The following is a 12453-nucleotide window of genomic DNA, read 5'->3' as shown; positions in this document are numbered from 1 at the left end:
CTTACTCATGTAATCCGCACTCAGTCTTAGCTGTGCCTGACCATCTGCCAGACCGCAGATCTTCGGCAGTAAATGCTGGCTGTGTACACGGGGCACACCCGATACTTGGATATCCCTGATCATGCAGCGGATTATAAGTAAGTTCCTCTCTAGATGCATATCTCCATATGTCCTTCCACGTCCAGTGGATAAGCGGACATACTTTCACTGATTTGAATTTTTCATCCTTATTTAAAAAGTTCGTCCCTGCTCGCTTAGGTGACTGCTCTCTCCTTAAGCCAGATAGCCATGCCGGATAGCCAGATAGCGCTTCTTGCAAAGGAATGACCTTACGCATATGGCAGCAGCTTTGAGGATCTGTTTTCCATAGCTGATCACCATGCTGCTCGTTTTGCTCCTCAACCGTCAGCACAGGGGTTTTCAGCACAATATCTAAACCCGGGTATCTTTCCTTTACCGCATCAATTGTGTCGTACGTTTCCTTAAAATGCAGACCTGTATCTAAAAAGACAATTCTTGCATCCTTTTTTACTTTCGCAATCAGATCAATGAGGACGATGCCTTCAATACCAAAACTGCATGCATAAACGAGCTGATCACCATAATGACCGTATGCCCATTTCAGCACAGATAAGGCCCCTTTATACAAATCATCTTCTTGAAATGTAATGGACGGCTCTTGCCAATTTTCATAAGTTAACATTGTTTCTCCCCTTCCGGAGTATCACTACTCTCCGCACTACGTCAACTGAATTTTTTTCTGTCTTCTGCCACTTGAATCACTTGACCGTCCTGAACAATCAGTGTAACTAAACTGAATTCATATCCCCAATCAGTTTCTGCATAGGCTTCAATTAAGTCTTCATCCTGCTTTTGCTTCACTTCCCCCTCACCGTTAAAATAAAAAAACTTCCTTTCAGTCCGAAAGAAAGATGAGGAAGCTCACGATTTCCTTATCTTTCAAAATAGAATCATTTTGCAGGAAGTAGCACCTTGCAAATCGCAGGTTGCCGGGCTTCATCGGGCCAGTCCCTCCACCTCTCTGGATAAGTGTTTTAATTTGTCTTAAATATTAACACAATTCAAACAAAAGTCAACCCGACTTTATTGATAGGATTAGTTTTTATTTAAATTTGAGTCTATTTTACTATTTTTAACCAAATAAAAAAGCTGTGCGGGGAGGCGCAGCTTCAGATTGTATTCAGCGTGATAGAAAACCTTTGCAGTCTAGGAAAGACGAGTACCGGAGCGGAGCGAATTGAACATTCGTGAGCACCGGCACGCAGTCCTGACAAAGAATGCGAGGGTTTGTCCGCGCGCTGAAAGCTGTGCGGGTACGCGCAGCTTTTTAGACGGTTTCTTCCATCCAAGATTCAGAGGAAGGATCTTGTCTCCAGCGTTTCAATTTATTCATAGCAGAAGGCTCGATCGCTTTCAGATCAAGTGCCACGTCTGTGAGGGTATCATAGTCTGTTAGGGTGACATATAGAATGTTTTTCTCTTGGAATGCTGCCGCAGCTTTTGGCAGACCGTATGTGAAGATCGCGGCAACGCCTAGTACGTCACAGCCCGCTTCTTGAAGAGCAGCGACCACTTCAAGCACACTGCCTCCTGTTGAAATCAGGTCTTCTACGACGACCACCTTTTGGCCTTTAGATACGGCGCCTTCAATTTGATTTCCTTTTCCATGTGCTTTTGGCTTACTTCTGACATAACACATTGGGACGTTCAGACGGTCTGCCGCTAATGCCGCATGCGGGATGCCTGCTGTTGCAGTACCAGCAATCACCTCTGCTCCCTCAAAATGAGTGAGAATCAGCTCTTTAAGACCTTCAGCAATGTCATGTCTGACTTCTGGATAGGACAAGGTGAGACGGTTGTCACAATAGATCGGTGATTTGATACCGCTTGCCCATGTAAACGGTTCGTCTGGTTTTAATGAGACCGCTTTGATTTGTAATAGGTGTTTAGCGATTTTTGTTTTCATCTGGCAGTCACTCCCACTCTTTTAAAATTTGATGATAGGCTTCCAATGGTTTTTCAGCTTTCGTGATTGACCTTCCGACAACAATTTGTGAAACACCTTGCTCTTTTGCATAAGCAGGAGTCGCCACACGCTTTTGGTCATCGGTTTGATCATTTTGTAAGCGAATCCCCGGCGTTACAGTGAGAAAGGCAGGTGAGATGTGCTCATGAAGGGCTTTGGATTCATGAACAGAGCAAACAACACCGTCTAGTCCACTTTCATATGCCAATTGACCGTACCGGATGACAGTCTCTTGCAGCGGACGGTCTATGAGTAATTCGCTCCTCATCATGTCTTCTGACGTACTCGTCAGCTGTGTCACTGCAATAATGCCTGGACGTTTTTGTCCAGCAGGCGTCCCGCTTTCAAGCCCTTCTAACGCAGCTTGCATCATATGTTTCCCGCCAGCAGCATGCACATTGACCAAATCAACACCAAGTGCGGCAAGCCGGTTCATTGCTTTTTGCACCGTTGTTGGAATGTCATGTAATTTGAGATCGAGGAAAATGCGGCAGTTTTTTTCTTTGAGCTCGTCAAGGATAGCAGGTCCTTCTTGGTAAAACAGCTCCATGCCGACCTTCACAAATAATCGTGTCCCTTCAAAGGGTTCTAAAAAGGCGAGCGCTTCCTGCGCTACCGGAAAATCAAGCGCGATGATGGGCAAGTGCTTCATGTTTCCAGCTCCTTCCGATACATTCCTCTACAGATGAATAGCCATATGCTGCTAACACTCTTGGCAGTTCTTCAATGATTTCTGGGCAAATAAATGGGTTCACAAAATTGGCTGTGCCAACAGCTACTGCACTCGCACCTGCTAGTAAAAATTCAAGTACATCTTCAGCATTTTGTACCCCACCCATTCCAATAATCGGAATAGAAACCGCTTGACTGACCTCATGTACCATGCGCACAGCGACAGGTTTTACTGCCGGGCCTGATAATCCGCCTGTTTTATTGGCAAGAATCGGTTTCCCCGTTTTTAAATCTAAACGCATACCGATTAACGTGTTAATCATCGTGAGTCCATCCGCTCCAGCAGATTCAATCGCTTGAGCAATCTCCACAATATTGGCTACGTTAGGAGACAGTTTGACATAGACAGGTACCGAAGAGACTTCCTTCACCGCTTTTGTCAATGCTGCTGCCATATGAGGATCTGTACCAAAGGCAATTCCGCCTGTTTTGACATTCGGACATGAAATATTCAGTTCAATGGCATGGACATTTTTTGCTTGGCTGATTTGCTTGGCTACTTCGACATAATCATCAACCTGTGAGCCAGCGACGTTTGCAATGATCGGCGTATCAAACTGCTCAAGCCAAGGCAATTCATTTTCCAGCACGCCTTTTAGGCCTGGATTTTGAAGACCGATGGCATTGAGCATACCGGCACCTGTCTCCGCTACCCTTGGTGTCGGATTGCCAAATCTCGGTTCAAGGGTTGTGGCCTTGATCATGATACCGCCAAGCAAGGATAGGTCATATAATGAAGCAAATTCTCTCCCGAATCCAAAGCAGCCTGATGCAGGGATAATCGGATTCTTTAAAGATAAGCCGGGTAACTCAACGTTTAGCATGACAATGCCACCTCCTCTGCTTTAAATACAGGTCCATCCAGACAGACTTTGACGTAAGATTTTTCGTGCTGGTCGGTATGACAGACACATGCAAAGCAAGCACCAATCCCGCAGCCCATTCGTTCTTCCATTGAAATGTAGACAGGCTTATCAGGGTAAGAGTCTTTTAGTGCTTTTAACATAGGGGTCGGCCCGCAGGAAAGCATGACATCAAAGCTCAAATCATTCTCTTCAATCACACCTGTCACGAAGCCCTTTGCGCCATATGTTCCATCAACTGTCGCGATAAATGTATCTCCGAGTGCTTGGAATTTCTCCTCGTAAAATACATCCTTTTTCGATTGAAAGCCAAGGACATGCTTGACGATGACGCCTTTTTTCGTTAAACGCTTGGACAGCTCATATAAAGGCGGTACTCCAATTCCACCACCGACTAGTAACGCTGTCTGACCTGGCTGAACAACTGATGGATCATACCCGTTGCCAAGCGGCCCTAATACATCGATGGATTCCCCATCGCGCCTTTGGGAAAGGAGCTTTGTGCCCTCTCCCTCTGCACGGTAGATGATGGTTGCTTCTTGTTTCTCGGCATGAATATTGGCAATACTGATCGGTCTTCTCAGCAGCGGTGTCATGGACTCGCTGACCTTGATATGAAGAAATTGTCCAGCCGTTTGAAAGGAGTCCACAAGGTCACCTTTTAATGTCATTTCGTAAATATGATCAGCGATCTCTCGATTTGAGACGACCGTCAAGTATGCTTTTTTCATATCGTTACTGTCACCTCAGCATTCGTTTTCACTTCTGGCATTTCGTCCGCTCTAAATGTCATGCTTTCTAGTACTCTTAAAATCGCTTCTGCTGTATCTAGCGACGTTAAGCAAGCTACGCCATTTTCAACAGCTTCACGCCTGATTCTAAAGCCGTCTCTTGCCGGCTGTTTTCCTTTCGTCAGAGTGTTGATGACAAATTGGGCTTCCCCGTTTCGAATGACATCGAGAAGGTTTTTGCCTTCTTCTCCTATTTTGCCAACAACACTTGATGGGATGGAGGCTTGTTTTAAGTACTTCGCCGTTCCTTCTGTCGCTAAAATATGGTAGCCGATTGAATGGAATCTTCTCGCAATCTCAAGTCCTTCTTCTTTATCCTTATCAGCAACTGTCAGAAGAACTGTCCCGTCTTTAGGAATTTGAATGCCTGATGCAATTAACCCTTTGTAAAGAGCTTTTTCGATTGTGACATCTTTCCCCATGACTTCACCTGTTGATTTCATTTCAGGTCCGAGTGTAATATCGACTCTTCTTAGTTTTGCAAAAGAGAAGACTGGAACTTTGACATACACCCCTTCTTGCTCTGTATGAAGTCCTTCTTCGTAGCCATAGTTTTTCAGTTTTTCTCCTAAGATGACTTTTGTCGCAAGGTTTGCCATCGGGATGCCTGTAATTTTACTTAAGAAAGGAACTGTCCGGCTTGAACGAGGATTCACTTCAAGTACGTACACTTCACCTTTCGAGAGAACAAATTGAATGTTTAGCAGCCCAATAATATTGAGGCCTTTTGCAAGCTTGATCGTGTATTCTGCGATCTTCGCTTTGATCTCATCAGACAATGTTTGCGGCGGGTAAACCGCAATCGAGTCACCGGAGTGGACCCCGGCTCTTTCAATATGTTCCATAATGCCTGGGATCACGACAGTTTCCCCATCAGATACGGCATCTACTTCAATTTCTTTTCCCGTCAAATATTTGTCAATTAACACTGGGTGCTGCGGATTGACTCTCACCGCATTCTCCATGTAGTGAAGAAGCTCTTCTTCTTGATAAACGATTTCCATCGCACGACCGCCTAATACATAGGAAGGACGGACAAGGACTGGGTAGCCGATCTGATTGGCAATCGCTACAGCTTCAGGCACAGACGTAGCTGTTTTCCCTTTAGGCTGCGGCACGCCGAGTGCTTCTAATGTTTGTTCAAACTTGTCTCGGTTTTCGGCGCGGTCTAGGTCTTCAAGAGAAGTGCCGAGAATCTTCACCCCTCTATTTGATAATTCATCTGCTAGGTTGATCGCCGTTTGTCCGCCGAACTGGACGACGACTCCTTCAGGCTGCTCAAGATCAATGATGTGCATCACATCTTCTACAGTGAGTGGTTCAAAGTAGAGCTTATCTGAAATACTAAAGTCTGTTGAGACCGTTTCAGGGTTGTTGTTAATAATGATTGCTTCATAGCCTGCTTGTTTAATTGCCCACACAGAATGAACCGTCGCATAATCAAATTCAACTCCTTGACCGATTCTGATAGGACCTGAGCCTAATACGATGACGCTTTTCTTGTCTGTGCGTTCTGATTCATTTTCATCTTCATACGTGCTATAGAAATATGGCGTCTCGGATTCAAATTCAGCCGCACAAGTATCTACCATTTTGTAGACAGGTACGATGCCTGCTTCTTGTCTTAGCTTGTAGACATCCGCTTCATTCATATTCCACTCGCGGCTAATATAGATGTCTGAGAAACCTTTATCTTTCGCATCTTTTAATACGTCTGTATTGCCTTTGTTTTCTTTTAATGTCTTTTCAAATGCGATGATGCCTTCCAGCTTATGAAGGAAGAAGTAATCAATTTTTGAGAATTCATGTATTTGTTCAACCGTATAGCCTCTTCTAAGCGCCTCGGCGATATAGAATAATCGTTCGTCTCCCGCCTTGATAATCCGCTTTTCAAGCACTTCGTTTGTGATATCTGCTTCATCTTTTAATTCAATGTGATGCACATCAGCTTCAAGTGAACGGACAGCCTTTAGAAGGGACTCTTCTAATGTACGTCCGATCGCCATCACTTCACCAGTTGCTTTCATTTGCGTCCCAAGACGTCTGTTAGCAGATTCGAATTTATCAAACGGCCAGCGCGGGATTTTAGACACAATATAGTCAAGTGCCGGTTCGAAGGCAGCATAGGTTTTCCCTGTGACTGGATTCATCATTTCATCAAGCGTTAAGCCGACAGCAATTTTCGCTGCAAGTTTGGCAATTGGATAACCAGTTGCTTTCGACGCAAGTGCAGAAGAACGACTGACGCGCGGGTTTACTTCGATGATATAGTATTGAAAGCTGTCTGGGTCAATCGCCAGCTGTACGTTACAGCCGCCTTCAATGCCAAGTGCCCGGATCAGCTTGAGCGACACATTGCGAAGCAGCTGATATTCACGGTCACTTAATGTTTGGCTTGGCGCCACAACGATACTGTCACCTGTGTGGATACCGACAGGATCAAAGTTTTCCATGTTACAAACAACGATCGCATGATCACCGCTATCACGCATGACTTCATATTCAATTTCTTTAAAACCTGCAATGCTTTTTTCAAGTAAGCATTGTGTGACTGGGCTTAACTTCAGGCCGTTTTCGACGATTTCCTTCAGCTCTTGCTCGTTTGTACAAATTCCGCCGCCTGTTCCGCCTAATGTATAAGCTGGTCTCACAATGACAGGGAAACCGATTTGATTCGTAAACGCTATCGCTTCTTCAAGGTTATGGATGATTTCACTTTCTGGTACAGGCTCATTTAGTTCATTCATCAGATTACGGAATAAATCTCTGTCCTCTGCTTTTTGAATAGCTGACAGCTTTGTTCCTAATACTTCAACACCGCATTCAGCTAATACGCCAAGGTCTGATAATTCAACAGCAAGGTTAAGTCCAGTTTGTCCGCCAAGTGTTGGCAAGATCGCATCAGGACGTTCTTTTCGAATGATTCGTGTTAAGAATTCTGGTGTCAGTGGTTCGATGTATACCTTATCGGCCATTTCTGTATCTGTCATGATGGTCGCTGGATTGGAATTCACAAGAACGACTTCATAGCCCTCTTCTTTCAGTGCTAAGCAAGCCTGTGTGCCTGCATAGTCAAACTCCGCTGCCTGTCCGATGATGATTGGACCTGAACCGATGACTAAAATCTTTTTGATGTCTACGCGTTTTGGCATACTTCTTCCCCTTCTTTCTCAGTTGTATGAATCATGTCCATGAACTGGTCGAATAAGTAGTTCGCATCTTCTGGACCTGGTGACGCTTCTGGGTGATACTGGACAGTGAATGCTTGTGCTTCTTTATGTTTTAACCCTTCAATCGTATTGTCGTTTAGGGCGATATGTGTGACTTCGAGCACGTCCTCGTTAATTGCACTAACTGTGTAGCCGTGATTTTGAGATGTCAGTGTCACCTTGCCGGTGGCTAGTTCTTTGACTGGGTGATTCGAGCCTCTGTGACCGAATTTCATTTTTTCAGTACTTGCGCCGCACGCAAGAGCGAATAATTGATGTCCAAGACAAATGCCAAAGAGCGGAACCTTTCCAATCAATTGCTGAATCATCTCGACTGCTTCCGGTACATCAACAGGATCCCCAGGGCCGTTTGAAAGCATGATTCCATCAGGCTTTAACTGCAGCACTTCATCTGCCGTGATATTGTACGGCACCACGATGACATCACAGTCACGTTTATTGAGCTCGCGCAAAATGCCATGCTTCATGCCGAAATCGACAAGGACAATTCTTTTTCCTCTTCCCGGGCTTGGATACGCATTTTTCACAGATACTTGACTCACTTGATCAGTCGGCAGCTGCATTGTTTGAAGGCGGCGGACTACGTCTTCCACTTGTTCTTCCGGTCCTGCAAACGCCCCTCTTAAAGTCCCTGCACTTCGAATCATTCTCGTCAGCTTCCGTGTATCGATTCCGCTAAGACCTGGAATGTTTTTCATTTTTAAGTATTCATCTAGTGAATATGAAGAGCGCCAGTTTGAGGGCTTTTCACAAAGCTCCTTCACAATCAGCCCTTTTACAAACGGTGTGATCGATTCAAAATCATCACGGTTAATGCCATAGTTGCCGATGAGCGGATAAGTGAGTGTGACAATTTGTCCGCAGTATGATGGATCAGACAAAATTTCTTGATAGCCCGTCATCCCTGTATTAAAGACGACTTCTCCGACTGACGATTCTAAGCTGCCAAAGCCTGTTCCTTCGAATACTGTTCCGTTTTCTAGCACTAAGCGTCTCTTCATTTTACTAGTCTCCCCTCTTCATACACGACTTTCCCAGATGCAAGTGTCATGACCGGCCATCCTGATACAGTCAATTTGTCAAACGGTGTATTTTGCCCTTTTGATAAGAAGCTTTTTTTATCGATTGCCATTTCTTTGTTTAAATCAATGAGTGTGATATCAGCTGTTTGTCCTTCTTCCAGCTTTCCATATGGAAGAGAGAAGGCTTCTGCTGGCTTGATTGTCATATAATCAACGAGTTCTTTTAATGTCCATTCGCCTGTTTTGACAAATCGTGTATACAGAAGCGGGAACGCTGTTTCAAGCCCGACAATTCCAAAAGGTGCACGCTGCATCGTTTCGTTCTTTTCTTCTTCAGTATGCGGCGCATGGTCTGTTGCGATGAAATCAATCGTTCCATCTAAAAGTCCCTCGATCAGTGCCTCGCGATCCTCTTTTCCTCTGAGCGGCGGGTTCATTTTATAGTTTGTATCAAGACCAGGGATGTCCGCATCACATAACAGCAGGTGATGCGGTGACACCTCAGCTGTCACACGGATGCCTGCTTTTTTTGCATCGCGAACGACTCGCACAGATTCTTTCGTACTGATATGACATACATGATAATGGCAGTTCGCTGCTTCTGCTAAAAGAACATCTCTTGCAATATGCACCGATTCACAAATGGACGGTATACCGTTTAATTCATTTGCTTTTGAATATTCTCCTTCATGAACGCATCCTCCGTAAATGAGCGAGTTATCTTCACAGTGTGCCACAATCGCTTGATCAAGACTTGCTGCCTTTTTCATCGCTTCGTACATCATGCCTGCTGTTTGGATGCCAACCCCGTCATCTGTGAAAGCGAAGGCGCCTGCTTCTTTTAGTGCTGCAAAGTCTGTCATCTCTTCCCCAATTTGCCTAGTTGTGATGGAGGCGTATGGCAGTACTCTGACAGAAGAGGTCTCTTCGATCCGATTCATGAGCCATTCCATTTGCTCTTTTGTATCCGGAACTGGGCGTGTATTCGGCATCGCTGCAATCGTTGTATAGCCGCCTCTTGCTGCTGCTTTAGAGCCTGTTTCAATCGTTTCCTTTTTCTCTCCACCTGGCTCTCTTAAATGTACATGCAGATCAATTAAGCCTGGTGAAACAAATAGCCCTTTAGCATCAATGACCTCTTCTCCATCTTCTCTTTCTAAGTGACCAATCGCTTGAATCACTTCTCCTTCTACCCTAATATCCTGCTGCACTTTTTCACCTGTGCTTGTTAAGATAAAACCGTTTTTAATGAGATACGACATAGACAGAATCTCTCCCTTTTTGATGTAGTCTGCTATTTTGAAAAGCTCTTTTTAATACGGCCATTCGGACATAAACGCCATTTTCCATTTGCTTGAAAATTCGTGACTGCTTTGATTCCACTAAAGAATCATCTATCTCCACACCTCTGTTTACTGGTGCTGGATGCATAATAATGGCTCGTTCTTTCATGTTGTTTGCCCTGTCTACTGTTAATCCATAAGTCGATAAGTAATCTTCACTGCCCATTTTTTCAGCATGTCGTTCATGCTGAATTCTGAGCAGCATCACCACATCAGATTGTGTGATGGCTTCATCTACCTGGACATACGTTCCGTGAGGGTTTTGCTCATCTTGGAAGGAAGCAGGCCCTGAAAAAAGGACTGTTGCTCCCAGCCTTGAGAGAACCTCAGCATTTGACCTTGCCACCCTGCTGTGTTTGATGTCTCCATGAATCGAAATCGTTAAGCCCTCAAAGCCGCCAAACTCTTCATAGATGGTCATTAGGTCAAGCAGTGATTGGGTCGGGTGCTGCCCGCAGCCATCTCCAGCATTGATGATGGGAATCCCAACCTTCCCGATCAGCTCATTGTAATATTCATCGGTGCTGTCTCTAATCACACATGCTTTCACGCCGATGGATTCGAGCGTTTTTACCGTATCGTAAAGTGTTTCGCCCTTTTGAACGGAGGTGCTTGCTGCATCTAAGCTCAGTACATTCATCCCCAGTTTCTTTTCGGCAACTTCGAAGCTAAATCGTGTTCTTGTGCTTGGTTCAAAGAAGAGGTTTGCTACAAATTCTCCCGCTAAGCCAAGTTCTTGCTTCCCCTTTTTGAGAGCCGCTGCTTCTTCAATCAGCTGTAAAATCTCTTCTTTAGACAAGCTGCTCATTGTCGATAGATCATTCATTTTTTCTTCCCCCTCTAGTTTTTCATCACTTTCAGGTTCAAAAAAACCCTAAGCCTCGGCAGCTTAGGGTTCTCCAAAAGAAGCAGCGGCACTTTCGTGCATTCTGCTCATTTTAGAACCCTTGTCAGCCTCACTGGACTTCTTTTAAAAGGTTTTCTGTATTCGATTCATTTGACTCGTCATCCTCCGCTTTTTGCTGTGGCAGGATCAGGTTTAACAGGACACCCGTGATGGCAGCAAGTGCCATTCCAGATAGAGTGAGGTTGATTTGTTTCACCTCAATGAATGCCCCGCCAATTCCGATGACTAAGATGACTGATGCGATAATGAGATTACGCTTTTCTTCAAAATTCACTTTATGATCAATCAGGATTCTCAGACCGCTTGAGGCAATGATCCCAAAGAGCAGGAACGAAACGCCTCCCATGACCGCGGACGGCACTGTACTGATTAATGCTGAAATTTTTCCGACAAAGCCGAAGCAGATCGCAAAGACTGCTGCTCCGCCGATGACGAAGATACTGAACACTCTTGTGATGGCAAGGACCCCGATGTTCTCTCCATACGTTGTTGTTGGCGGTCCGCCAATGAGTGAAGCGAAGATCGTCGCTGCACTGTCTCCTAAAATGGAGCGGTGAAGACCAGGTTTTTTAATAAAATCTTGCCCTACAACTTTACTTAACACCACTTGGTGGCCGATGTGCTCAGACATTGTCACAAAGGCAACCGGCACCATCACTGTGAGAATGCTTAAAGTCACAGCAGGTGTGTAGTCGGCAAATGGTAAGACGAAGTCTGGTACAGCAAACCATTTCGCGTCAATGACCGGCTGGAAGTTCACAATGCCTTGTGTTAAAGCAAAGAGATAGCCGCTGATAATTCCGATTAATACTGGGATCAAGCTTAGGAATCCTCTTAGGAAGATCATGCTGATAATCGTGACAGCCAGTGTGAAGCCGGCGACCATTAGGTGCTTAAGGCTGTAAACAAGCTCGGTTGCATTCGGATCAACATACATCGCCATGTTGACAGCTGTTCCAGCGAGTCCGAGTCCGATGACCATAATGACTGGCCCTACGACGACCGGCGGCAGAAGTTTCATCAGCCAGCCTGTGCCGAGCCATTTAATAAATAGTGCAATGAGTGCATAAGCGACACCCGCCATGAAGGCACCAACCATTGCGGCTCCAGGGCCGCCTGTTGCTTTGACATTCAGTATGGGGGCGATAAAGGCAAAGGACGATCCAAGATACGCCGGAATTTGTCCTCTTGTGATGATTAAGTAAACAATGGTTCCAACACCACTTGAGATGAGCGCGACGGCCGGACTCATATCAATGATTTTTGGTACAAGAATGGTCGCGCCAAACATGGCAAACAAATGCTGAAGGCTAAGTGAAAGCCATGTGAACGGTTTTGGGATATCTCGAATGCCTAAATTAGCTTTTTGCTGACTCATGATTTTCCTCCTAGATGTGTCCTTTTTCATTAAAAAAGCCTCTTTGCGAGTATGCGCAAAGAGGCCTAGAAAAACCGTACACGTCACTTAAGCCGTGTGCTCGGTGTCTCTGTTATTGCCCTCTTTGCAAACTCTCTGGA

Annotated in this window: 11 protein-coding genes and 1 riboswitch; all 11 genes read right to left on the bottom strand. The window is 45.1% G+C overall.

Annotated elements, in window-relative coordinates; genetic code table 11:
* Position 1: 1 nt before the first annotated feature.
* Complete coding sequence (locus ACP7A0_RS01345; RefSeq protein WP_309415522.1) at positions 2-703, bottom strand: phosphoadenylyl-sulfate reductase; 702 nt, start codon at positions 701-703, stop codon at positions 2-4.
* Positions 704-744: 41 nt separating this feature from the next.
* Positions 745-882, bottom strand: coding sequence for a DUF2292 domain-containing protein (locus tag ACP7A0_RS01340; RefSeq protein ID WP_113754944.1), 138 nt, complete (start codon positions 880-882; stop codon positions 745-747).
* A 68-nt stretch (positions 883-950) separates the two neighbouring features.
* Positions 951-1053, bottom strand: a riboswitch (SAM riboswitch).
* 295 nt (positions 1054-1348) lie between these two features.
* Entirely contained in the window at positions 1349-1987 is a 639-nt protein-coding gene (gene pyrE, locus ACP7A0_RS01335; protein ID WP_113767646.1) for an orotate phosphoribosyltransferase, read from the bottom strand.
* 7 nt (positions 1988-1994) lie between these two features.
* Positions 1995-2699, bottom strand: a complete 705-nt coding sequence (gene pyrF, locus ACP7A0_RS01330; protein WP_034662484.1) for an orotidine-5'-phosphate decarboxylase — start codon at positions 2697-2699, stop codon at positions 1995-1997.
* On the bottom strand, positions 2671-3603 hold the full coding sequence (locus ACP7A0_RS01325; RefSeq protein ID WP_095285154.1) for a dihydroorotate dehydrogenase: 933 nt from the start codon (positions 3601-3603) through the stop codon (positions 2671-2673). The genes pyrF and ACP7A0_RS01325 overlap by 29 nt, the downstream gene beginning before the upstream one ends.
* Positions 3597-4373 (bottom strand): dihydroorotate dehydrogenase electron transfer subunit, encoded by a 777-nt coding sequence (locus ACP7A0_RS01320; RefSeq protein ID WP_375567425.1) that lies wholly within the window; start codon positions 4371-4373, stop codon positions 3597-3599. Before ACP7A0_RS01320 ends, ACP7A0_RS01325 begins: the two co-directional genes overlap by 7 nt.
* The gene (gene carB / locus ACP7A0_RS01315) at positions 4370-7585 is read right to left on the bottom strand and encodes a carbamoyl-phosphate synthase (glutamine-hydrolyzing) large subunit (protein WP_426004000.1); all 3216 of its coding nucleotides are present in this window, start codon (positions 7583-7585) and stop codon (positions 4370-4372) included. Before carB ends, ACP7A0_RS01320 begins: the two co-directional genes overlap by 4 nt.
* Positions 7570-8664: a carbamoyl phosphate synthase small subunit gene (locus ACP7A0_RS01310; RefSeq protein ID WP_106037781.1), complete on the bottom strand. Its 1095-nt coding sequence runs from the start codon at positions 8662-8664 to the stop codon at positions 7570-7572. The genes carB and ACP7A0_RS01310 overlap by 16 nt, the downstream gene beginning before the upstream one ends.
* On the bottom strand, positions 8661-9947 hold the full coding sequence (locus ACP7A0_RS01305) for a dihydroorotase (protein ID WP_375567421.1): 1287 nt from the start codon (positions 9945-9947) through the stop codon (positions 8661-8663). The genes ACP7A0_RS01310 and ACP7A0_RS01305 overlap by 4 nt, the downstream gene beginning before the upstream one ends.
* The gene (locus tag ACP7A0_RS01300) at positions 9931-10854 is read right to left on the bottom strand and encodes an aspartate carbamoyltransferase catalytic subunit (protein WP_034662498.1); all 924 of its coding nucleotides are present in this window, start codon (positions 10852-10854) and stop codon (positions 9931-9933) included. Before ACP7A0_RS01300 ends, ACP7A0_RS01305 begins: the two co-directional genes overlap by 17 nt.
* Positions 10855-10984: 130 nt before the next feature.
* Positions 10985-12313 (bottom strand): solute carrier family 23 protein, encoded by a 1329-nt coding sequence (locus ACP7A0_RS01295; RefSeq protein ID WP_106037782.1) that lies wholly within the window; start codon positions 12311-12313, stop codon positions 10985-10987.
* Positions 12314-12453: the final 140 nt, after the last annotated feature.

The organism is Bacillus sp. DWP3-1 (genome assembly GCF_049896565.1).
GTDB lineage: Bacteria > Bacillota > Bacilli > Bacillales > Bacillaceae > Bacillus.
Note: the sequence above shows the minus strand (reverse complement) of the source record. Positions and strands in the feature narration are given on the sequence as shown.